Raw genomic sequence first — 21,386 nt, 5'->3', positions numbered from 1 at the left:
CCCCTTTCCCGTGTCCCGCTCAGAGCCCCTTGCGGGGCGCGGGCGGCAGGCCCGCCGGAACGTGGTGCATCCCGGTGCCGTGCTGGCGCGCGCCCGCCTGCCAGACGACCGGGGTCGCGGAGGGCTGCCCGTGCTGCGACTCCTGCGCGCCCCGGGGCGTGTTCGTGTGCGGGGCGCCGCCCTGACGCGCGGAGTGCGCTCCGGCGCTGTACGAGCTGTACGAGTTGTACGAACTGGCGCCGCGCGGGAGGCTCCCGAAGGCGGTGAAGGCCGGCTCCTCCTCGCCGTGCCGGTCGCCGGGCAGCGCCCTGAGGGACCGGACCCACTCCGCGTAGAGCGCGTCGTAGATCGGCGTGGCCGAAGGGCCGCCCGGCGGGTCCTGGGCCGCCCGCGCGGACGGGATCGGCTGGAAGGGCTGGCGGCGGGGGGCGTCGTAGGTGTGCACGTACGTGCCAACGACCCCGCCGCCCAACGGATGCGGTCATGCCGCCGCTTTCGCAGGTCAGCCGTTGTCTACCGGGGCACGGGGAAGCCGGGGCGCGCGACCGGCGGGCGCGCCCCGGCACGCGGTGCCGACGGGCTCAGGTGCCGGCGAGGGGGAGGGCCGCGGCCACCAGCTGACCGCCCGCGGCGGCCTTGTCGAGCGCGTCCCGCAGCAGGTCCTCGCGGGGCTGGCGGCCGATCGAGCCGACCGGCGCCGCGAACAGCAGCACCTGCTGGTGCTTGTTGGCGGCGGCGCGCCAGCTCTCGGTGACCTGGAGCGGCTGGTGCGCCTGCCACCAGGCGACCGGGGAGCCGCCGCCGGTGCCGGGCTGGAGCACGGCGTGCAGCTGGCCCATGGCGAGCAGGACGGACCAGCCGTGCAGCACGGAGGGCGCCGAGTTCAACTCGGTGACCGGCATGAAGCCCTGCTCGATGAGCAGCGGGAGGAAGTCGTCGCCCACGCCGTTCGTGCCCGGGCGGACGATCGGTCCGGTCGGCTCCACGACGAGCGCCGGGTGCAGCTCGCCGCTGATCAGGACGAGTCCGCTGGTGACGCCGAGCACGGCCTGCTCGGGGGCGGGCTGCGCCGGTGCCCCCTGGGCGGGCGCGTCGTCGGCGCCGATGGAACGGGCGGCGCCCTGGAGCTGCTCCTCGGTGACCTGGACGACCTGTGAGGGCAGGCAGGTGGCGTGGGCGAAGGCCAGGACGGCGGTCTCGTCGCCGATGAACAGGACGGTGCTGGTGCGCTCCTGTTCCGAGTCGCCCGGGGTGCGGCAGGACGTGCAGTCGTAACTGCCCGGGGCGTTCTCTCCGGCGAGCAGCCGGTCGGCTTCTTCGTCGCCGATCTCGGCGCGTACGTCGTCGCTGACGTCGAGCATGCGCGGCACGGGTGGCTCCTCGGGATGCGGTACGTGGCGATGCCGGGTGGCTCCCGGCCCATGAACCCGGGGGGTCCCCGGCTCATGAAGAAGACAACGGGTGATCTGTGGCCGGAGTCACGCCCGAGAGCGAACGGAATCGAACCAACCGGCGCGGAGGGTGAACCGGGGCCCGGAATCCGTCACTCCATGCCAACCAATCGGTCAGACGCGGAAGTTGGGGCGGTGAGGTGAGTCACAGATCACCGGGGCGACAGGTCGACAAATCAGGAAATCTTCCGATGAAGGGGGTGGCCGGAATTCGACGATACCCGCGGTAACGTCCAACTGGCCTGGAATGACAAGGATGTGGTTGTTATCGGGCGCCGGGCTGCCTAGATTCCACCGCCGTGTGCAACGAGCACCGCTCGGGTACGTCCGCCGGCCCCGCACCACCGCACCACGCCGACGGACGGGGCGGAGTGCGCCGACCGCGTCCTGAGCGACACGGTCCGCACCCCGCCTCGGGGGACCCCGGGTCCTGCGAGAGGGAACCACATGACCGCATGTGCCGATGACACCCGCAAGGTCCGTACGACCCGTACGACGGCGGTCCTCACCGGGGCCGCGCTGCTCGCCCCGCTCGGACTGCTCGCCGCGACCGGCGACGCCGCCGCGGCCGACGCCGGAGTGTGGGACCGCATCGCCTCGTGCGAGAGCGGCGGGAACTGGCACATCAACACCGGCAACGGCTACTACGGAGGACTCCAGTTCTCCGCGGGCACCTGGCGCGCCTACGGCGGCACGGCGTACGCGCCGACCGCGGACAAGGCGTCCAGGAGCGCGCAGATCGCCGTCGCCACCAAGGTCCAGCGCGCCCAGGGCTGGGGCGCCTGGCCCACCTGCTCGGCACGCGCCGGAGCCAGTGGCGGCGCGCCCGCGTCCTCGGGCGCGGCGAAGCCGGCTCCGGAGCCGAAGGTGTCGAAGCCGTCGAAGCCGTCGAAGCCGTCCAAGCCGTCGAAGGCGCCGGCACGGGAGCCGGGCCACCCGAACCGCGGCGCGTCCCGCGGCGACTACACCGTCCGCGCCGGGGACACCCTGAGCACCATCGCCGCGCGGCACGGGACCACCTGGCGGCAGCTCTTCACCGCCAACAGGGCCGCCATCGGCGGTGATCCCGACCTGATCATGCCCGGGCTGCGGCTCGACATCTGAGCCGTCGGCCGCAGCGCGGCCCGCGTCCCACCGGGGACGCGGGCCGCGCCCGGTCCTCCGACCGGGTGGGCCCGCGCGCCGCCCCGGGCGCGGTGCCCGGCCCGGCGTGGGCCCGCCGCCTAGCGTGGCGCGATGCTCGCCGTGTCGATCAAGCGCATCCGGTACGCGGCCGTGGCCGCCGCCGCCCTGGCCGTACTCGTCCCGGCGCGGGCGACCGCCGCACCCGCGCCGCTCCCCGGTCCCCAGGAGGTGTCCGCGCCGTACGACTGCGCGGCACGGGACTGGCCCTGGGGCTGTCTCGCCGAGTGCGAGAGCAGCGGCCGGTGGCACGCCAACACCGGGAACGGCTACTACGGAGGGCTGCAGTTCGGGCAGTCCACCTGGAAGGAGTTCGGCGGCCTCGCCTACGCCCCGCGCGCCGACCTGGCCACCCGCGAGGAGCAGATCAAGGTCGCCGCCCAGGTGCTGGCCGTCCAGGGCTGGGGTGCCTGGCCCCACTGCTCGAGGAAGTACGGGCTCGCCGGCCGGGTGCACGTGGTCAAGCCCGGCGAGACGCTGACGTCGATCGCCCGCAAGTACGGTGTCAAGGGCGGGCGCAAGGCGCTGAAGAAGGCCAACAAGCAGATGCTCGGGCCGCGTCCGGGCCCGCTGAACCCCGGCACGATGCTGCTCATCCCGAAGGGGGCCGGCCACGCCCGGGGTTCGGACCGCGTTCTGTTCGGTCCCCCGCTGCCGCCCCCGGATGCTCCCGCGTCCCAGGCGCCCGCCTCGGATCCGCTGCCGCCCGATCTGTCCGCGCTGTCACTTCTGCCGCCTCCCCGCTGAACACGACCGTCCCGCGCCGCAGTTCGTGCACGACCGCCGGCCGGGCCCCCGCCCCGCTCAGCTCCGGGGGCAGCCGCTGCTCGGCGACGACCACACACGCGTCGAGACCGACCAGCAGCGCGTACGTGCGCGCCGCGACCGCCGGGGACATGCCCTGCGCGGGCTCGTCGACGAGGACCACGCGCGCGTGTGCCAGCAGGACGCGGGAGAGCGCCAGCATCCGCTGCTCGCCGCCCGAGAGGGTGCCCGCGCGGCGGGGGAGCAGCGGTTCGAGCCGCGGGTAGGCGGCGAGCGCGGCCTCGAACGGCCGCCCGGACGCCGCCAGCCGGAGGTGCTCGCGGACGGTGAGCGAGCCGAAGACCGCCCCCCGTTCCGGGACCAGGCACAGCCCGCGCCGGGCCCGCTCGTACGCCGGCAGCCGGGTCACGTCGGCGCCGTCCCACACGACGGCGCCCCCGGACAGCGGGACCACCCCGGCGAGCGCGCGCAGCGCCGTCGTACGACCGGAGCCGTTGCGGCCGAGCAGCACGGTGAGGCCGGGGGACGGCGCGACGAGGCTGACGCCGTGCAGGGCCTCCAGGGGGCCGTAGCGCACGCGCGCGTGGCGCAGGGCGATGCTCACGCCTCACCCGCCGTGTGCAGCACACGCCCGGCGGGGCCGGAGGTGACGATCCGTCCGGCGGCCATGACGTGGACGGTGTGCGCGAGCTCGGCGACCAGGTCGAGGTCGTGCTCGACGACCAGCAGGGCGGTGCCGTCCGCCGCGAGGGCCCGCAGGACGCGGGCCAGCGCGGCCACTTCGGCGCTGTCGAGCCCGGCGGCGGGCTCGTCCAGCAGCAGGACGCGCGGGCTCCCCGCCAGGGCCCGGGCCAGCTCGACCCGGCGCAGGGTCCCCGTCGGCAGGTCCGCCGCGGGCAGGTCCCGCACCGGCCCGTCGAGCCCGAGCAGCCGCAACGCCCGCTCCACGGAGCCCGGACCGCCGGCCCGGCCCAGCTCGGCGCCGACCCGCACGTTGTCGGCGACGGTCAGCGACGGGAAGACGGAGAGCTGCTGGAAGGTGCGCGCGATGCCGAGCCGGGTACGGGCGTGCGCCGCGAGCCGCGTGAGGTCGCGCGCGCCGTACGACACGGCTCCCGCGTCCGGCCGCATGGTCCCGGCCAGACAGTGGAACAGGGCGCTTTTGCCGGCGCCGTTGGGCCCGACGACCGCCGTGACGCGCCCGGGCCGCACCTCCAGGTCCACGCCCTCCAGAGCGGTGAAGCCGCCGTAGCGCACGAGCAGACGACGGGCACGGAGCACGCGGGCCGAATCCCCGCGGGGAGGTGCCGGGCGCGAACCGCCGGATCCCCGGGGGGTGTCGGTCCGGGGGCCGGCGGACACCGGCACGGACGGGGCCGGGCGCCCGGCGTCCGATGTCGGCGTGCCCTTCCGTGCGGGGGGTGGCGCGGGCGAACCCCCGGCGTGGGACGGGGCGGGGGGCGTTACCGCACGAACGGCGGCCGGCCTGCCCGCCGCACCGGCCGGGACGGGCCCCCGCGGCGGTGCCGGTGCCCGTGCGCCCGCCGCCCGCAGCCGCTCGCGCAGCCGCTCCCCCCGCTCCGTCAGCACCGGCCGCCGTGGAGGACCCGCACGGGCCGCCGCCCTCCGCAGGGCCTCGTACGGGCCGTCGGGGAAACGGCCCGCCAGGACGGCGAGGACGCCGATCACGGCGGCGGCGACCCCGCCCCGGGCGCCGGCGTCGAGGCCCACCAGCAGTGCCGCCGCGAGGAGGGCGCCGAGCACGCTGTCGGCGCCGAGGACGACCACCGCGGCGAACCAGAGGAGGCCGCGGACGGGGTCGTAGGCGGCGGGGTCGAAGGCGCGCAGCCCCACGCCGAGCATGCCGCCGCCGAGCGCGGCGAGCGCGGCGCCCGCGACGAACGCCGCCAGCTTCAGCGCCGGGACGGGCACTCCGGCGGCCGAGGCACCCCACTCGTGGTCGCGCATGGCCGCCAGGGCGCGGCCGGTACGGCCGCGGCGCAGGGCGCCGACCGCCCATAACGCGCCTGCCAGCAGGGCGAGTTCGAGGACGTAGTACGCGCGGTCGCCGTCGAAGCCCGCCGGACGGCCGAGCGTCAGCCCCGACGTCGCGTACGGCTGGGTGAAGACGAAGCGGCTCACGCCGACCCCGACCGCGAAGGTCGCGAGCGCCAGGGCCAGACCGTGACGGCTGATCGCCGGCCGGCCGGTGAGCAGGCCCAGCGGTGCCACCAGGACGACGGCGACGGCCAGCGCGGCGAGTTCCGGCAGGTCAGGCACGCCGGGGAAGCGGCCCGCCGCGAGCAGCGCCGTGAACAGGGCACCCAGACCCGCGTACGCGGCCTGCCCGAGCGAGATCTGGCCGCCGCGGCCCGTCACGACGACCAGGGAGAGCAGCACCACCCCGAGGGCCGGGACCTGGACGGACGTGTGCAGGTCGGAACCGGCGAAGCCGAGGGGGAGCAGGAAGAGGACCACCGCCACGATCCGGGCGCCGGCCGGGACCGGGACGCGTGCCGAGGCGGTGCGGGGGAGGGCGGTACGGCCCCCGATGCCGGGCAGGACGAGGGCGGCGACCAGCAGGGCGACCACGAAGAGGTTGGCGCCCACCGCCTGGAGCAGCGGCTCGGCCCCTCCCGGCGGGTGCAGCCGGGTCAGCTGGCTCTGCGCCACCCCGACACCGAGGGCCACCACGACGGCCACGGGCAGACTGCGCATCCGGGCGGCCACCGCGACCGCCATCACCTCCATGACGAGGAGCGGCATGCCGTACGGGTCGAGACGCACGTACGGCGCGAGCAGCACGCCCGTCAGCCCCGCCGTGAACGAGCCGAACGCCCAGCCCGCCGCGGCCACCCGGTCGGCGTCGACGCCCCACAAAGCGGCCAGTCGGCGGTCGTCGACGACGGCCCGCAGCTCGCGGCCGAAGCGGGTGGAGCGGGTGACCCCCGTGACGGCCGCGGCCAGCACCAGCGCCGCGGCCAGCTGCCCCCAGGGGTCGGCGGGCACCGGCGCCGGCGCGTCGGAGCGCGCTCCGGTGCCCCAGACCAGCGCGGCCCCGCCGACCAGCAGCACGAAGACACCGAGGGAGGCGACGAGCGTGCGGGCGGGGTCGGTGCCGAGCACGGCCAGGGGCCGGAAGACGAACCGCTCCAGGACCACGCCGATACCGGGCGCCACGACCAGCAGGGTGACCGCCGCCGAGACGGCGAGGGGCCAGTGCCACTCGACCGTGAACTGGCGCAGCAGGTACGCGCAGACCATCGCGATCGCGCCGTGCGCGAAGTTCAGCACCCCGGTCGCGCGGTGGGTGACGATCAGTCCGATGCCGGTCAGGGCGGCGGCGCCGCCGACCGAGAGCCCGGCCAGGGTCAGGTCGTACGTCAGGGACGCCATCAGTCGGTCCGGGCGGCCGGGGGAGGTTCGCAGACCGGGCAGGGGCCGAGCCCGCCGCCCGCCAGGTCCCGCGCGTCCGCCGGCACCGCCTCGCGCTTCCCGGCCACCAGCGGACAGTCCGCGCGGTGCCACAGCGTCCCGCCGGGCAGCGTCAGCAGCTCGCCGCTCGTGGCGAGAGGCGCGGCCCCGGCCTGCCCGGACCCGTCCGCACCGGCCGGCCCGTCCGCCACCAGCAGGCCGTACAGCTCCTCGATCCGCGCCGCCGCCCGCGCGTTCCCGGCGTGGGCGAGCAGCACCGCGCCCGCGACGATCAGGGCGGCCCCGGGCACCGTGCACGAGGCCAGGTACGGCAGTTGCCGCTCCGCGAACCGCTCGCCCGAGACGCCGTACCAGCCGATGACGCACAGCACCGCCCCGACGGCGAGTGCGGCCCACCCGGCCCACGGGACGGGGTGCGCAGTCCGCAGTCGAGCAGTCCGCATCCGGGCTCCCACGTCGTCACGTCATGTGTCTGTCCATGTCGGCCGATGGCTTGCACTATGCCTTCTGGAAGCCGACCCCGAAAGCTCCGGGCGCACACGGTCCGGACCGACACCCGGTGGTGAGCCAGATGGTTCTCGGGAGCGATGCCAGGCGGAGCGGTGTGCGGGGGGTGACGGCGGCCGTGGCGCTCGCGCTGGCCGCGTCCCTCACGGCGTGCGGCGACGACAGCGGGGGCCGGGACACGACCGTCCCCACGCCCTCCGTCGAGCGGCCGACCGGCACGGAGTCCGGCGCGACGGCGCCGTCCGACACGGCGGCGGCGGAGAAGGAGATCAGGCGGAACTGGCGGAAGTTCTTCGACCCCGCCGTCCCCACCGCCGACAAGCGGGCCGTCCTGGAGAACGGCGACGAGATGACCGGGGTACTCAAGGGCTTCGACGGGGACGAGCGGGGCGAGCAGGTCGAGGCGAAGGTCGAGAAGGTCGAGTTCACCTCCGCGACCGGGGCGGACGTGACGTACGCGCTCACCCTGAAGGGCGCCACCGCGCTGCCCGGCGCCTCCGGGACGGCCGTCGAGCAGGACGGCACCTGGAAGGTCTCCGTCAAGACGCTCTGCGCACTGGTCCAGCTGAGCGGCAACACGTCCCCGGGGCCGGGCTGCTGACCCGCGTGCGGCCCGGGACTGCCCTCGCCGCGGGCTTGGTGCTGCTGCTGGGCACGGCCTGCGGCAGCCGCCTCCCCGAGAGCGACTTCGAGGACCGGCCGACGCCCACCGGACGGGACGCCGCCCCGATCCGCGTGGGCATCCTCACGAGCGCCACCAGTCCCGTCGGCGGCTCCGCGTTCACCGGCCCGCGCGACGGCGCCAAGGCGTTCTTCGACCGGCTGAACGCGCGCGGCGGCATCGCCGGCCGCACGGTCGAGGTCCGCACGTGCGACGACGGCGGCAGCGGGGTCGGCAACAACGAGTGCGTGCACCGGCTCGTCGACGAGGACCACGTCGTCGCGCTCGTCGCCACCACCGCGCTGGACTACGCCGGAGCCTCCCGCGTCTCCCGCGCGGGCGTGCCCGACATCGGCGGCCAGCCCATCGGAGCCGCCTACGATACCTACCCGCACCTGTACGGCATCTACGGCAGCCTCGCGCCCCGCACCGGCAGTCCCGGCTGGGACGGGAAGCTCTACGGCGGTACCGAGGTCTACCGCTACTTCAAGCGGGAGCACGGCGCCCGCACGGCCGCGGTGGTCTCCTACAACCAGGCCGCGTCCGCCGCCTACGCCCGCCTCGTCGTCCGGGGCCTGAAGGCCGAGGGGTACCGCGTGGTCGGCGAGCAGGTCGACTTCGCGCTGCCCAACTTCCGGGCCGCTGCGGCCGACCTGAAGAAACAGGGCGCCGACCTGGTCTTCGACGCCCTGGACACCCACGGCAACAGCAGGCTGTGCGCGGCGATGGACGACGTCGGCGCCGAGGTGACCGCCAAGGTCACCAACGTGCAGAACTGGACGTCCACCGTCCCCGAGGACTTCAAGGACGCGCCGCGCTGCCGCAACGCCCTGTGGGCGACCGGATCCAGCCGCAACCACGAGGACACCGGGCACCCGGCCGTACGGGAGTTCCGGGACGCCACCAAGGGGCTGGGCAGCCACTCCCAGTGGCAGCTGGAGGGCTGGGCCGCCGCCAGGTGGTTCACCGACGCCGCCCGGTCGTGCGCGCCGACGGGCGTCACGCGCGCGTGCGTCGACCGGTTCATGAACCGCGGCACGCCGTACACGGCCGGCGGACTGCTGCTCCCCGTCACCTACGAGCGGCTGACCGAGCCCCCGAAGAGCCGCCGGAGCTGCGTCTCGGTGGCCCGCTGGAAGGACGGCGAGGGCTGGGTGAGCCAGGGCGACATGAACCGCACCTGCTTCGACGTACCGCAGCTGTCCTACCGCCCCTGATGCACAACACCGCCCAAAGGTTCCCGAATCCACCTACCGATAGGGCATCCGTTCGGGCACAACACGGTGTTGGTGCCCAACCCCGCACCCGATCTATGGGTCTGACCATGCGGTAGGTGGACGAGACAGGAGAACCCAGGGGATTCGGGGACGCATGCATATTTCCTTCCTGATACACAACGCGTACGGCATCGGAGGGACCATCCGGACGACGTACAACCTCGCCGGCACGCTCGCGCAGCAGCACGACGTCGAGATCGTCTCCGTCTTCCGCCACCGCGACGAGCCCGTCTTCGCACCCGACCCGCGTATCCGGCTGCGGCACCTCGTCGACCTGCGCGCGGACGGCGCCGGGCACGACGGCGACGATCCGGCCGCGCGTCGCCCGGCCGCCGTCTTCCCGCGCGCCGAGGGCCGCTACGAGCAGTACAGCGCGCTCACCGACCGGCGCATCGCCGAGCACCTCACGAGCGTCGAGGCCGACGTCGTGGTCGGCACCCGGCCCGGTCTGAACGTCCACCTGGCCCGCCAGACAAGGCGCGGACCGGTGCGCGTCGGGCAGGAGCACCTCACCCTGGACAGCCACTCGCCCGCACTGCGCCGGCAACTGCGCGCCGCCTACCCGCGGCTCGACGCCCTCACCACGACCACCGAGGCGGACGCCCGCGCCTACCGAAGCCGGATGCGGCTGCCCGGGGTCCGGGTCGAGGCCGTGCCCAACCCGGTGCCCGCCCCCGGCGTCGAGCCGGCGGACGGCCTCGGCAAGTGGGTCGTCGCCGCGGGCCGGCTCGTGCCGGTGAAGCGGTACGACCTGCTGATCAGCGCCTTCGACCGGGTGCGCGCCCAGCGCCCGGACTGGCGGCTGCGGATCTACGGCGGCGGCAGGCAGAAGGACCGGCTGCGCGCCCTGATCGACGAACTGGGCCTCTACAACCACGTGTTCCTGATGGGCCCGGCCCACCCCATCGAACCGGAGTGGGCCAAGGGCTCCATCGCCGCGGTCACCTCCAGCCTGGAGTCCTTCGGCATGACCATCGTCGAGGCCATGCGCTGCGGTCTGCCCGTGGTGTCCACGGACTGCCCGCACGGCCCCGGCGAGATCATCGACAACGGTGTCGACGGCCGTCTCGTCGAGGTCGGGAACGCGGCGGCCGTCGCCGAGGGACTGCTGGAACTCATCAACGACGACGGGCTGCGGCTGCGGATGGCCGACGCGGCGCTCAAGGACTCCGAACGCTTCGATCCGGCCCGCATCGCCGAGCGCTACGAGTCGATGTTCTCCGGCCTGTCGCGGCGGGGCGGCTCCGGCTTCGGCGGCCGGGTGCGCGGATCGCTGCACCGCACGCGCGGAACGCTGCTCAGCGGTGCGTATGCCGTTCGGGATGCCGGACGCCCGGCCCGGACCAAGGGGAGTGCCGCGTGAGGACGCCCGAACGGACCACACCCCGGCGATCCGGCGAGGACACCGCCGTGCCGCCGCGCGCCGACTGCATCGCCGACTCCGCGGGCGGACTGACCTTCGACGTCACGGAGACGGGGGAACCGGGCGACGCGCTCCTGGTGCTCCGCCGCCGCGAGGGCACCGAGGAGATCAGCCTGCCGCTGACCCCGGCGGCGGACGGCCGGCTGCGCGCCGCGCTGCCCAGCAGCGTCGCCCTGCCCGAGGGCCGCTGGGACGCGTACGCCAGAGCTGCCGGCGGCGAACCGCGGCGCCTCGCGCCGGGCGTCAACGACCTGCGCTCGCTCGTCGACCGGATGCCCGGCGGCTCCCGCGGCCACGTCGCCGTCCGCATCCCGTACACGACCAAGCACGGCAACCTCACCGTCCGCAGCTGGCTGCGCGCACCGCACGCCGAGGCCGGTGAACTGCTCATCGAGAAGAGCGAGTTGAGGGTGCACGGCTGGGTGTACGGCACCTCGTGCACGCCGGACGCGTACGCGGAGCTGCGGCACCGGCACGCCGGATCCGTGGTGCGCGCCGAAGTGGACGCGGCGCAGGCCCGGTTCACCCTCGCCCTGTCCTACGAGGCGCTGGCGCCCGGCATCTGGGACCTGTGGCTGCGTCCGGCGGGGGAGGACGGGCCCCGGGTGCGGATCGCGCGGCTGCTCGACGACGTCGCCGACAAGAAGCGGATCTTCACGTACCCCAGGACCGGCCTGGAGACGGAGCACGGCCCGGTGCGCGCCGGGCCCTACTACACGCGGGACAACGACCTGTCCGTGGCGGTGACCCCGGCCGGCTGACCGACGGTGATCCTCGGCCCGCCGGTGTCGCCTCGCGGACCGTCCCTGTCCGCGAGGGCTGGCAGACTCGGCGCCATGTTGGAGACCTCGGCACGCCTGCTGCGCCTGCTGTCACTGCTCCAGGCGCACCGCGAGTGGTCCGGCGCCGACCTGGCGGACCGGCTCGGTGTCACGCCCAGGACCGTCCGCCGCGACGTCGACCGGCTGCGCGAACTCGGCTACCCGGTCAACGCCAGTCCGGGCACCGGAGGCGGCTACCAGCTCGGCGCGGGAGCCGAGCTGCCGCCCCTGCTGCTGGACGACGAGGAGGCGGTGGCCGTGGCCGTCGGACTGCGGCAGGCCGCCGGGCAGGGCATCGAGGGCATCGGCGAGACGTCGGTGCGCGCCCTCGCCAAGCTGGAACAGGTCCTGCCGCACCGGCTGCGCCGCCGGGTGGGCGCCTTGACCGCGTTCACCGTGCCGATGCTGCGGGGCCCGCAGGCGTCCACCGTGGACCCCGGCGTGCTGACCGAACTCGCCAACGCCTGTCGGGACTGCGAGCGGCTGCGCTTCGAGTACCTCGACCACGGCGGCTCCCCGACACGGCGCACCGTGGAGCCGCACCGCCTGGTGTGCTCCGAGCGCCGCTGGTACCTGTTCGCCTGGGACGTCGACCGGGACGACTGGCGGACGTTCCGGGTGGACCGCATCACGCCCAGGCCGCCGCACGGACCGCGCTTCACGCCCCGCACCCCGCCCGCCGGGGACCTGGCCGCCCACGTCGCGCGGGGCGTCTCCACGCGCGCGTACGCCACCCACGCGGTCGTCCGGCTGCTCGTGCCGCTCCAGGAGGCTCAGGAACGCGTCTCGCCCTCGGCCGGGACGCTGGAGGCGGAGGGCGAGGACAGCTGCCTGCTGCGCACCGGGGCCGCCGGCATCGAGCTGATGGTCGTGCACATCCTGATGATGGACTTCGCCTTCGAGGTGCTCGAACCGCCCGAGCTCCTCGACGCGGTCAGGACGGCCCGGGACCGTCTGACGGACGCTCTTGACCGAAGCGCAGCTGCGGACTCCCCTCCTGCCCCGACCGGGTCTGCGGCGGGGTGATCGCCGAGAACGCCGGATGGTGCAGGTCGAACGCCGGTGACTCGGAGCGGATCCGGGGCAGCGTCACGAAGTTGTGCCTCGGGGGCGGGCACGAGGTCGCCCACTCCAGCGAGCGTCCGAAGCCCCAGGGGTCGTCGACGCCGACCGGCGTGCCGTGCTTCGCCGTGCGCCAGACGTTGTAGAGGAACGGCAGGGTGGACGTGCCGAGAAGGAAGGCACCGATCGTCGAGACGGTGTTGAGCGCCGTGAATCCGTCGGCGGCCAGATAGTCGGCGTACCGGCGCGGCATGCCCTCGGCGCCCAGCCAGTGCTGCACCAGGAACGTGGTGTGGAAGCCGATGAACAGCGTCCAGAAGTGGATCTTCCCGAGCCGTTCGTCGAGCATCTTCCCGGTGAACTTGGGCCACCAGAAGTGGAATCCGGCGAAGGTCGCGAAGACCACGGTGCCGAACACCACGTAGTGGAAGTGCGCGACGACGAAGTACGTGTCGGTGACGTGGAAGTCGAGCGGCGGAGAGGCCAGGATCACCCCGGTCAGACCGCCGAAGAGGAACGACACCAGGAAGCCCGTCGCCCACAGCATCGGCGTCTCGAAGGACAGCGAGCCCTTGAGCATGGTGCCGGTCCAGTTGAAGAACTTGACGCCCGTCGGGACCGCGATCAGGAACGACATGAAGGAGAAGAACGGCAGCAGCACCGCGCCCGTCGCGAACATGTGGTGCGCCCACACGACCACCGAGAGCCCGGTGATCGCCATCGTCGCGCCGACCAGGGTGAGATAGCCGAAGACCGGCTTGCGGCTGAAGACCGGGATGATCTCCGTGATGATCCCGAAGAACGGCAGCGCGATGATGTAGACCTCGGGATGCCCGAAGAACCAGAACAGGTGCTGCCACAGCAGCGCACCGCCGTTGCCCGCGTCGAACACCTGCGATCCGAAGCGCCGGTCCGCCTCCAGGACCAGCAGCGCCGCCGCCAGCACCGGGAAGGCGAACAGGACAAGGATCGAGGTGAAGAGGACGTTCCAGGTGAAGATCGGCAGGCGGAACATCGTCATGCCGGGGGCGCGCATGCCGACGATGGTCGTGATGAAGTTGACCGCGCCGAGGATGGTGCCGAAGCCGGCCAGCGCGAGGCCCATGATCCACAGGTCGGCGCCGATGCCCGGCGACCGTTCCAGGCCGTTGAGCGGGGCGTAGGCGAACCAGCCGAAGTCCGCGGGCCCCTCGGGCACGGCCAGCGAGCTGAGGACGATCAGGCCGCCGAAGAGGAACAGCCAGTACGACAGCATGTTGAGCCGGGGGAAGGCGACGTCCGGCGAGCCGATCTGCAGCGGCATGATCTCGTTGGCGAAGCCCGCGAAGGTCGGCGTCGCGAAGAGCAGCAGCATGATCGTGCCGTGCATCGTGAACATCTGGTTGAACTGGTGGTTGTCCATCACCTGGAGTCCCGGCCGGGCCAGTTCGGCGCGCATCAGCAGCGCCATGACCCCTCCGACGAGGAAGAACGCGAACGACGTGATCAGGTAGAGGTGCCCGATCTTCTTGTGGTCCGTGGTGGTCAGCCAGTCCACGACCAGCCGTCCCGGCCGCCTCGCCGGTACGGGTCGTGCCGCCGCCCGCGCGGTTCTCGTGCCCATCGCCCGCCCCTTCGCTCGTCGCGTCCCGGGCCCCGCTGAAGCAGACGCCATGATGCTCGCGCCGCCCGTGCTCCGACAGGGGGCGTGCGGGGGTTCTGTCCGGGAACCGCGTATTTCCCTGCCCGGCAGGTATCCGTGAGGGGCCCGGATTGGGCCCGGGAAAAGTGCGGTGGGACGGCGGCGCGCGCTCTTTCGTGCGGCCAATTCCGGGCTTCCGGTAGCCCACCGGGAATTCCCCGCGGCGGCTCGCGGAACGTGCCCGGAACCCCTCGAACGTGTGACGCGGTTAGGCCGAAACGCGTGTCGTGATCCTGTGACAGAAGTGTGACCGTGGGGGGACGTGTGACGCATGGTGGCCGATCCGGGCTTCCCCGGCCGCGAGGCGCCGCCTAACGTGGCGTGCATGGCACCCATTCCCACGACCCCGCCCGCAGAGCCCGACGACAGCCCGGACAGCTACGTCGGACTGGAGGCGAACAGCGCCGAGGACCGCGCCCGCGAGCGCGGCTGGACCACGGTGCGCTCGCTGCCCCCGGGCTCGATCATCACCATGGAGTACCGCGTGGGGCGGCTGAACTTCGAGGTCGCCGACGGCACGGTCACCCGCTGCTGGAAGGGCTGAGGGCACCGCCCCGGGCACGGCCCGGACGGCCCCGGCACGGCACGCGGCACGACGAAGGCCCCCGGCTCGTCAGGTACCGGGGGCCTTCGTCGTGCGGGGAGGGGTGTGCGTACCGGCCCCGCGGTTCTTGGCTCAGCCGCCCGTGACGGGGCGGGCCGAGGTGCCGGTGGTGCGCGGCGCGCGGTCCGAGTGCGGCGGCCTGCGGCTGCCGACCGGGGTGACCGGGGTGCGTTCCGAGCGCGCGGTGTGCGGACCGGGGGCCAGGTGGGCGGGCGCCCGGGGCGGCCGGGTCGGGGCGGTCTCGCGGGCGAGGGTCTGGCCCTCGTCGGCGGCGGGCTGCGTGACCATGACCGGCGCGCCGACCGGCGAGGCGGCCGGGACTGGGGCGGTGCCGCCGCGACGGCTGCGCCAGGCGTCGCGCAGCGCGAAGATCCAGTCCTCGGCGCGGGCGATCAGCGGCTCGAACCAGGGCAGCGCCAGCAGGATCAGCAGACCCGCGGCCCAGCCCAGGAGCACGTCGCTCAGCCAGTGCGTACCGAGGTAGACGGTGGTGAGGCCGACGCCGAGCGAGGTGACCGCCGACAAGGCGGACAGCCAGCGCCTGGCCCGCGGGGTCGACGCCAGATAGGCGAGGATGCCCCAGGTCACCACGGCGTTCGCGGTGTGTCCCGAAGGAAATATGTCGCCGCCGAGCCCCATCTCGTTCGAGCCGATGGTGATGGCGTAGTGCGGTCCGAGGCGGCCCATGCCGATCTTCGCGGCGCCCACCGTGATGTTCAACAGGAGCAGCGAGGCGCCCAGCGTGAGCAGCGGGCGCAGGGTGTGCTGCCGCCAGGAGCGCCAGCCGAGCCAGGCGCAGACCATCACGGCGGTGGGGCCGCGCTGCCCTAGCACCACGTAGTAGTCGAGGAACGCGTGGATCTCCGGCCACTGCTGGTACGGGCGGAAGAACATGACCTGCCAGTCGAAGCGGACCAGCCACGAGGTGATCGCGACGGCCCACACGATGGCCACGTAGAAGGCCAGGGTCGCGGCGAGGAGCACGACCCTGTGCCGGCTCATCCTCGGTACGGGGATGTGGGCCGGCCGTTCCGGCTCACGGTCCAGCCGGGCGAAGACCCGCTCCAGACGGGTGAGGTTTCGTTCGGTACGCACTCAATCGACGTTACAGCGAGTGAGCTGTGCTCCTCCCCGATACACCGGCTTTGTGATGACGATGTGATGTGGGATTGCTCTCAGCGGGCGAATTGTTTCTGTGGTTTCGCTATTCGTGCGCGGGTCCGGCCTTCAATTCCTTTGATCATTCCGTGTCGTCGTTATTTGGCTCTTATGAATTCGTTCACCGCGCGTCGGGGCGGAATTGGCCGGACGCTCACCGAGGGTCCCCGCCCGCTCACGACCCGAGGAGTGACCGGGCCGGCACCGTGCGTCGCTGACCTCGGGGAACGGCGCCCCGGAGCGTGGCGCACGCCACACCGGGCCCGCGAGAACGTGAGAGGTCCACCACGTGACACCCGGCGGAACTCGCGTACGCTGACCGTTCACTCGCCTTTCGTTGCGTGGGCCCGGGAGCCGCTCCTTCCGCGCCGCAGCCGCAGGGAGTCCCCACCCCGCGGTTTCCGCCGAGGCGAGGGAACATCTGGGAGGTACGTACATGTCCGGGACGACCACGGCCGCTGCGCGTCGCCGTCGGGAGACCGGGGCCGGTGCCAACCGCTGGGTCGTCCTCGTGGTGCTGTGCGTCAGCCTGCTGCTCGTCGCCGTCGACGCGACCGTGCTGCACGTCGCGGTGCCGGCCGTCACCGAGGACCTCAGGCCCGGTGGGATCGAACTGCTCTGGATCGTCGACGTCTACCCACTCGTCTGCGCCTCGCTGCTCATCCTCTTCGGCACGCTGGGTGACCGCGTCGGGCGCAGACGCATCCTGCTCCTCGGTTACGCCCTCTTCGGCGTCGCCTCGGCCCTCGCGGCCTTCGCGGACACCGCGCAGATACTGATCGCGGCCCGTGCGCTGCTCGGCGTCGGCGGGGCGATGATCATGCCCGCGACGCTGTCGATCCTGCGCCAGGTCTTCCCCGACCGCCGCGAGCGGGCGCTCGCCATCGGTATCTGGAGCGCGGTCGCCGCCGTCGGCGCGGCCGTCGGGCCGCTGCTCGGCGGCTTCCTCCTGGAGCACTTCTGGTGGGGCTCCGTCTTCCTGGTCAACATCCCGCTGATGCTGGTCAGCCTGCCGGTCGGCCGCTGGCTGCTGCCCGAGTCGACCGGTGACCGCAACGGCCCCTGGGACGTCGTCGGCGCCCTGATGGCCGCCGCCGGTCTCTTCGGCGTCGTCTTCGGGGTGAAGCGGCTCGGCGGCGGCGAGCCGCCCCTGAGCCCGGTCACGCTGCTGCCCCTGCTGGTGGGCGGCGTCCTGCTGGCCGCCTTCGTACGCCGGCAGCGGCGCCGCGAGCAGCCACTGGTCGACCTGCGGATGTTCAAGAGGCCCGCGTTCAGCACCTCGGTCGGCTGCATCGTCCTCGCCATGCTCGCGCTGGTCGGTCTGGAGCTGATCGCCGCCCAGTACCTCCAGCTCGTGCTGGACCTCTCTCCGCTGGAGACCGGGCTGCGGCTGCTGCCGCTCACCGTCGCCGCGATGGCGGCGGGACTGTTCGGCGCCAACATGCTGCGCCGGTTCGGGCCGCGCACGATGGTCTGCGTCGGCTTCTGCGTCACGGCGGCCGCGGTGGTCACCCTCACCGCGATGGGCGGGCACGACAACCCCGGACTGCTGCTCTTCGGCTTCGTGCTGCTCGGCTTCGGCCTGGAGACCACGCTCTTCGGCGCCTACGAGTCCATGCTCAGCGAGGCGCCGCCCGCGCAGGCCGGCGGGGCCGCCGCGATCGGCGAGACCTCGTACCAGCTGGGCGCCGGTATCGGTATCGCCCTGCTGGGCAGCGTGATGAACGCCGCCTACACCCCGGGGCTCTCGTCCGTGCCGGGTGTCCCGGCCGCCGACTCCGCCGCGGCGGGCCACTCGCTGGGCGAGGCGTACGAGGTCGCGGCGCGGCTCGGCGGTCCCACGGGCGAGGCCCTGCGGCACGCGGCGCGCAACTCCTTCGTGCACGGGCTCCACGTGACCCTGCTGGTGAGCGCGGGGCTGCTGCTGCTCGGGGCCGTCATGGCACTGCGGCTGCCCCGGGTCATGGAGTGCGGGGCCCCGGTCGCGGGCCCGGCCGAGGTGCCCTCGCCCAGGGAGGCCGCCGATTCCCGTACCGCACGGGAGTCGCGCGTCTCCGCGTAGGCCGCCTTGCGGGAGGCCGCCCGGGGTCGGGTGGCTCTGGACTTGCGGGACACTGCCTCGTAACGTCGGCTCCGCAGCCGTAACTAACACCGCTAGTTTTCGCGTGCCGGAGGTTCTGCCATGTCCGCGTCCTCGAAGTCGCCGTCCTTCGACCCCGCCGACCCGCTGGGCATCGACGATCTGCTGGACGCGGAGGATCTGGCGGTCCGCGACACCGTGCGGACCTGGGCGGCGGACCGCGTGCTGCCGCACGTCGCCGAGTGGTACGAGAAGGGCGAGTTGCCGGGCATCCGCGAGCTGGCCCGGGAACTCGGCGGGATCGGGGCGCTCGGGATGTCCCTCCAGGGGTACGGGTGCGCCGGGGCCACCGCCGTGCAGTACGGGCTCGCCTGCCTGGAGCTGGAGGCCGCGGACTCCGGTATCCGCTCGCTCGTCTCCGTGCAGGGTTCCCTCGCGATGTACGCGATCCACCGCTTCGGGTCCGAGGAGCAGAAGCAGCGCTGGCTGCCGTCGATGGCCTCGGGCGAGGTCATCGGGTGCTTCGGGCTCACCGAACCCGACCACGGCTCCGACCCGGCCGGCATGCGGACCCACGCCAAGCGCGACGGCGGGGACTGGGTGCTCAACGGGCGCAAGATGTGGATCACCAACGGGTCGGTCGCCGGGGTCGCCGTCGTATGGGCGCGGACCGACGACGGGATCCGCGGGTTCGTCGTGCCCACCGACGCACCCGGCTTCTCGGCACCCGAGATCAAGCACAAGTGGTCGCTGCGGGCCTCGGTCACCAGCGAGCTGGTCCTGGACGACGTACGGCTGCCCGCCGACGCGGTACTGCCCGAGGTCACCGGGCTGAAGGGGCCGCTCAGCTGCCTCTCGCACGCGCGCTACGGAATCGTGTGGGGCTCGATGGGCGCCGCGCGGGCCAGTTTCGAGTCCGCGCTCGCCTACGCGAAGACGCGTGAGCAGTTCGGACGGCCCATCGGGGGCTTCCAGCTCACCCAGGCCAAGCTCGCCGACATGGCGCTCGAACTGCACAAGGGGATTCTGCTCGCCCATCACCTGGGGCGGCGCATGGACGCCGGACGGCTGCGTCCCGAGCAGGTGAGCTTCGGCAAGCTGAACAACGTCCGGGAGGCGATCGAGATCTGCCGCACCGCGCGCACGATCCTCGGCGCCAACGGGATCTCGCTGGAGTACCCGGTCATGCGGCACGCCACGAACCTGGAGTCGGTGCTCACCTACGAGGGCACCGTCGAGATGCACCAGCTCGTGCTGGGCAAGGCGCTCACCGGACTCGACGCCTTCCGGTGACACGGTCCCCGTGACCGGTGTACCGGAAGGCGGGGCCGGTGAGCGGCCCTGCCTCAGCTCTGGTTGAAGAAGCCGTCCGCCGGACGGCCCGCGGCCTCGCCGCTGACGATCTCCGTGTGGGCGGGAGTCAGCAGGAAGACACGGTTGGCGACCCGCTCGATCGTGCCGCGCAGGCCGAAGGTCAGGCCGGCCGCGAAGTCCACCACGCGCTTGGCGTCGGCGGGCTCCATGGACGTGAGGTTCATGATGACCGGGACACCGTCCCGGAAGAGCTCGCCGATGCCGCGTGCGTCCCGGAAGCTGTCGGGGGTCACCGTGCCGATCCGGCGGCCCTTCTCCTCGGCCGTCTCGGAAGCGACCTTCACGCGCGGGTCGGTGACCCAGGCATCGCCGGACTCCTGTCCTTCGGCGTAGTCGTCGTCGTAGTAACGCTCGTCATCGTTGTCGTCGACGAGGCCAAGCCAGGCACTCGCCTTGCGCACCGATCCCATGGACGCCTCCTCTCACAGCGGTCTTTCTTGCTTTCCGCATCCCCATGGTCGTCCATGATGCGGATGTCGCGCCAAGTGGATAGACGCCGCGCGGGGGTTTCGTGACGGTACTGGTGCACAGCGAATCCGTCGAGAGCCCGCGTTTCCCAAGGGTCGTGATGTAAACGGCTGCTGACTAGGAGTGAAATATGATTCTTCACGGCGTACGGGTGACGAGAGGTGCGTACGGGTGAACGGAGGGGTCGATACGATGCCGCAGCTCAACGTCGTACGAGACACGGGGGAGTGTCGTGTTCGGAATCGTCCGGCCCTGCAGGCATCGCCTGACGGAGGGTCTGAAGACGCAGTGGATGGCGCATTTGTGCGGACTCTGTCTCGCGCTGCGCGGTGACCACGGTCAGTTCGCGAGGATCGTCACCAATTATGACGGGCTGCTGATATCCGTTCTGACGGAAGCTCAGGCCGGCGGCGCCACCGCCGGCAGGCGCACCGCGGGGCCCTGTCCGCTCCGCGGGATGCGGACGGCGTCCGTCGCGCAGGGCGAGGGCGCGCGGCTCGCGGCCGCCGTCTCGCTGGTCCTGGCCGCCGCCAAGGTCCGCGACCATGTCACGGACGGTGACGGCCTCTTGGCCCGCAGGCCGGTCGCCCTCGCCGCACGCCGGGTCGCCGCCGGCTGGGACAGGGCCGGGACGCGCACCGGTTCGGCCGTCGGCTTCGACACCGCCGTCCTCCTCGACGCCGTGGACCGGCAGGCCGGTGTCGAGGCGCTCGCCGGCCCCGGCACCCCGCTCCTGGCGGTCACCGAGCCCACCGAGACCGCGACCGCCGCGGCCTTCGCGCACACCGCCGTCCTCGCCGGACGCCCGGGCAACGCGGCGCCCCTCGCCGAGGCCGGGCGCCTCTTCGGACGGCTCGCGCACCTGCTGGACGCCGTCGAGGACCGGGAGGCCGACGCCGCCTCGGGCGCCTGGAACCCCCTGACGGCCACCGGCACACCGCTCACCGAGGCGCGGCGTCTCGCCGACGACGCGCTGCACGGCATCCGGCTCGCTCTGCGCGAGGTGGAGTTCGCCGACGGGCGGCTGGCGCACGTGCTGCTCGCGCACGAGCTGGAGCGCTCGGTGGACCGCGCCTTCGGCACGGCCGGGTGCGGGCACGGGGACGGGCACCCCGGCGGGGCGGACGGCGCGTTCGGACCGCCGCCGCAGCAGGGAGCACCGCACGGACCCGACACGCGGAATCCGTACGGCACCGGCAACCCCTTCGGCGGCGGGCCCTCGCTCCGGCCGCCGGGACCGGGCAGGCGCGGCCTCTGGGCGGGGTGTGCCGCGGCGATCGGCCTGTGCTGCACCTGCAAGGTGTGCTGCGCCGACGAGTACGAGGGACCGTGGTCACGGCAGCGGCGCGAGGGATGGTGCAACAACTGCGACTGCTGCGACGGGTGCGACTGCTGCGAATGCTGTGAGTGCTGCTCCTGCTGCGACTGCTGAGCGCG

General features: G+C 73.3%; 18 protein-coding genes and 1 pseudogene. 11 read left to right on the top strand and 8 right to left on the bottom strand.

Annotated elements, in window-relative coordinates:
* Positions 1-19: 19 nt before the first annotated feature.
* On the bottom strand, positions 20-445 hold the full coding sequence (locus tag ACFYQQ_RS33895; RefSeq protein WP_356244116.1) for a hypothetical protein: 426 nt from the start codon (positions 443-445) through the stop codon (positions 20-22).
* A gap of 136 nt (positions 446-581) precedes the next feature.
* Positions 582-1,370 carry a hypothetical protein gene (locus tag ACFYQQ_RS33890; protein WP_356173338.1) on the bottom strand — a complete coding sequence of 263 codons (789 nt, stop codon included), beginning with the start codon at positions 1,368-1,370 and terminating at the stop codon, positions 582-584.
* Positions 1,371-1,898: 528 nt separating this feature from the next.
* Between ACFYQQ_RS33890 and ACFYQQ_RS33885 the strand changes: the two genes are divergently transcribed.
* Together ACFYQQ_RS33885 and ACFYQQ_RS33880 are read left to right on the top strand one after the other, a co-directional pair.
* Positions 1,899-2,555 (top strand): transglycosylase family protein, encoded by a 657-nt coding sequence (locus ACFYQQ_RS33885; RefSeq protein WP_355795204.1) that lies wholly within the window; start codon positions 1,899-1,901, stop codon positions 2,553-2,555.
* A 132-nt stretch (positions 2,556-2,687) separates the two neighbouring features.
* Positions 2,688-3,173, top strand: a pseudogene (locus tag ACFYQQ_RS33880) (transglycosylase family protein); the annotation flags it as partial.
* Positions 3,174-3,225: 52 nt separating this feature from the next.
* On the opposite strand, the gene ACFYQQ_RS33875 reads toward ACFYQQ_RS33880, so the two are convergent.
* Genes ACFYQQ_RS33875 through ACFYQQ_RS33865 form a run of 3 tightly spaced genes read right to left on the bottom strand, consistent with a single transcriptional unit; the run spans position 3,226 to position 7,276 of the window.
* Positions 3,226-4,002 carry an ATP-binding cassette domain-containing protein gene (locus tag ACFYQQ_RS33875; protein WP_356244113.1) on the bottom strand — a complete coding sequence of 259 codons (777 nt, stop codon included), beginning with the start codon at positions 4,000-4,002 and terminating at the stop codon, positions 3,226-3,228.
* Positions 3,999-6,794, bottom strand: a complete 2,796-nt coding sequence (locus ACFYQQ_RS33870) for an ATP-binding cassette domain-containing protein (RefSeq protein ID WP_388906427.1) — start codon at positions 6,792-6,794, stop codon at positions 3,999-4,001. The genes ACFYQQ_RS33875 and ACFYQQ_RS33870 overlap by 4 nt, the downstream gene beginning before the upstream one ends.
* The gene (locus tag ACFYQQ_RS33865; protein ID WP_356173350.1) at positions 6,794-7,276 is read right to left on the bottom strand and encodes a hypothetical protein; all 483 of its coding nucleotides are present in this window, start codon (positions 7,274-7,276) and stop codon (positions 6,794-6,796) included. The genes ACFYQQ_RS33870 and ACFYQQ_RS33865 overlap by 1 nt, the downstream gene beginning before the upstream one ends.
* Positions 7,277-7,404: 128 nt before the next feature.
* Between ACFYQQ_RS33865 and ACFYQQ_RS33860 the strand changes: the two genes are divergently transcribed.
* From ACFYQQ_RS33860 to ACFYQQ_RS33840, 5 genes are all read left to right on the top strand, one after another.
* On the top strand, positions 7,405-7,941 hold the full coding sequence (locus ACFYQQ_RS33860; protein ID WP_355793862.1) for a hypothetical protein: 537 nt from the start codon (positions 7,405-7,407) through the stop codon (positions 7,939-7,941).
* Between the two features lie 5 nt (positions 7,942-7,946).
* Positions 7,947-9,218 (top strand): ABC transporter substrate-binding protein, encoded by a 1,272-nt coding sequence (locus ACFYQQ_RS33855; protein WP_355793861.1) that lies wholly within the window; start codon positions 7,947-7,949, stop codon positions 9,216-9,218.
* A gap of 154 nt (positions 9,219-9,372) precedes the next feature.
* On the top strand, positions 9,373-10,641 hold the full coding sequence (locus tag ACFYQQ_RS33850) for a glycosyltransferase family 4 protein (protein WP_356173355.1): 1,269 nt from the start codon (positions 9,373-9,375) through the stop codon (positions 10,639-10,641).
* Complete coding sequence (locus tag ACFYQQ_RS33845; protein WP_355794768.1) at positions 10,638-11,462, top strand: hypothetical protein; 825 nt, start codon at positions 10,638-10,640, stop codon at positions 11,460-11,462. Before ACFYQQ_RS33850 ends, ACFYQQ_RS33845 begins: the two co-directional genes overlap by 4 nt.
* Before the next feature lie 75 nt (positions 11,463-11,537).
* Positions 11,538-12,548, top strand: coding sequence for a YafY family protein (locus ACFYQQ_RS33840; RefSeq protein ID WP_356173357.1), 1,011 nt, complete (start codon positions 11,538-11,540; stop codon positions 12,546-12,548).
* Here ACFYQQ_RS33840 and ctaD read toward each other — a convergent pair.
* Positions 12,457-14,187 (bottom strand): cytochrome c oxidase subunit I, encoded by a 1,731-nt coding sequence (gene ctaD, locus ACFYQQ_RS33835; RefSeq protein ID WP_355793465.1) that lies wholly within the window; start codon positions 14,185-14,187, stop codon positions 12,457-12,459. The genes ACFYQQ_RS33840 and ctaD overlap by 92 nt on opposite strands.
* A gap of 403 nt (positions 14,188-14,590) precedes the next feature.
* Between ctaD and ACFYQQ_RS33830 the strand changes: the two genes are divergently transcribed.
* A complete protein-coding gene (locus ACFYQQ_RS33830) occupies positions 14,591-14,809 on the top strand; it encodes an I78 family peptidase inhibitor (RefSeq protein WP_356173362.1) in 219 nt (72 codons plus the stop codon).
* A gap of 132 nt (positions 14,810-14,941) precedes the next feature.
* Here the strand turns inward: ACFYQQ_RS33830 and ACFYQQ_RS33825 are convergent, their stop codons facing one another.
* Positions 14,942-15,964 (bottom strand): phosphatase PAP2 family protein, encoded by a 1,023-nt coding sequence (locus tag ACFYQQ_RS33825; RefSeq protein ID WP_356173365.1) that lies wholly within the window; start codon positions 15,962-15,964, stop codon positions 14,942-14,944.
* A gap of 499 nt (positions 15,965-16,463) precedes the next feature.
* On the opposite strand from ACFYQQ_RS33825, the gene ACFYQQ_RS33820 reads away from it, so the two are divergent.
* On the top strand, positions 16,464-18,089 hold the full coding sequence (locus ACFYQQ_RS33820) for an MFS transporter (RefSeq protein WP_356244100.1): 1,626 nt from the start codon (positions 16,464-16,466) through the stop codon (positions 18,087-18,089).
* Positions 18,090-18,209: 120 nt separating this feature from the next.
* Entirely contained in the window at positions 18,210-19,400 is a 1,191-nt protein-coding gene (locus ACFYQQ_RS33815) for an acyl-CoA dehydrogenase family protein (protein WP_355793187.1), read from the top strand.
* Positions 19,401-19,453: 53 nt separating this feature from the next.
* On the opposite strand, the gene ACFYQQ_RS33810 is transcribed toward ACFYQQ_RS33815, so the two are convergent.
* Positions 19,454-19,891, bottom strand: coding sequence for a cell division protein SepF (locus tag ACFYQQ_RS33810; RefSeq protein WP_355793185.1), 438 nt, complete (start codon positions 19,889-19,891; stop codon positions 19,454-19,456).
* A 290-nt stretch (positions 19,892-20,181) separates the two neighbouring features.
* Here ACFYQQ_RS33810 and ACFYQQ_RS33805 point away from each other — a divergent pair, with 290 nt between their 5' ends.
* A complete protein-coding gene (locus ACFYQQ_RS33805) occupies positions 20,182-21,381 on the top strand; it encodes a DUF5685 family protein (RefSeq protein ID WP_388906418.1) in 1,200 nt (399 codons plus the stop codon).
* Positions 21,382-21,386 lie beyond the last annotated feature (5 nt).

Origin of the sequence: Streptomyces sp. NPDC005496 (genome assembly GCF_042872045.1) — a bacterium.
In the GTDB taxonomy this organism is placed as follows: Bacteria; Actinomycetota; Actinomycetes; order Streptomycetales; family Streptomycetaceae; genus Streptomyces.
This window is presented reverse-complemented; position numbering and strand designations above follow the sequence as displayed.

Excerpts from the sequence above, each read along its gene's own strand:
- ACFYQQ_RS33860 (WP_355793862.1), top strand. The coding sequence starts at position 7,405 with ATGGTTCTCGGGAGCGATGCCAGGCGGAGCGGTGTGCGGGGGGTGACG.
- ACFYQQ_RS33840 (WP_356173357.1), top strand. The coding sequence starts at position 11,538 with ATGTTGGAGACCTCGGCACGCCTGCTGCGCCTGCTGTCACTGCTCCAG.
- ACFYQQ_RS33885 (WP_355795204.1), top strand. The coding sequence starts at position 1,899 with ATGACCGCATGTGCCGATGACACCCGCAAGGTCCGTACGACCCGTACG.
- ACFYQQ_RS33865 (WP_356173350.1), bottom strand. The coding sequence starts at position 7,276 with ATGCGGACTGCTCGACTGCGGACTGCGCACCCCGTCCCGTGGGCCGGG.
- ACFYQQ_RS33870 (WP_388906427.1), bottom strand. The coding sequence starts at position 6,794 with ATGGCGTCCCTGACGTACGACCTGACCCTGGCCGGGCTCTCGGTCGGC.
- ACFYQQ_RS33820 (WP_356244100.1), top strand. The coding sequence starts at position 16,464 with ATGTCCGGGACGACCACGGCCGCTGCGCGTCGCCGTCGGGAGACCGGG.
- ACFYQQ_RS33815 (WP_355793187.1), top strand. The coding sequence starts at position 18,210 with ATGTCCGCGTCCTCGAAGTCGCCGTCCTTCGACCCCGCCGACCCGCTG.
- ACFYQQ_RS33830 (WP_356173362.1), top strand. The coding sequence starts at position 14,591 with ATGGCACCCATTCCCACGACCCCGCCCGCAGAGCCCGACGACAGCCCG.
- ACFYQQ_RS33850 (WP_356173355.1), top strand. The coding sequence starts at position 9,373 with ATGCATATTTCCTTCCTGATACACAACGCGTACGGCATCGGAGGGACC.
- ACFYQQ_RS33810 (WP_355793185.1), bottom strand. The coding sequence starts at position 19,891 with ATGGGATCGGTGCGCAAGGCGAGTGCCTGGCTTGGCCTCGTCGACGAC.
- ctaD (WP_355793465.1), bottom strand. The coding sequence starts at position 14,187 with ATGGGCACGAGAACCGCGCGGGCGGCGGCACGACCCGTACCGGCGAGG.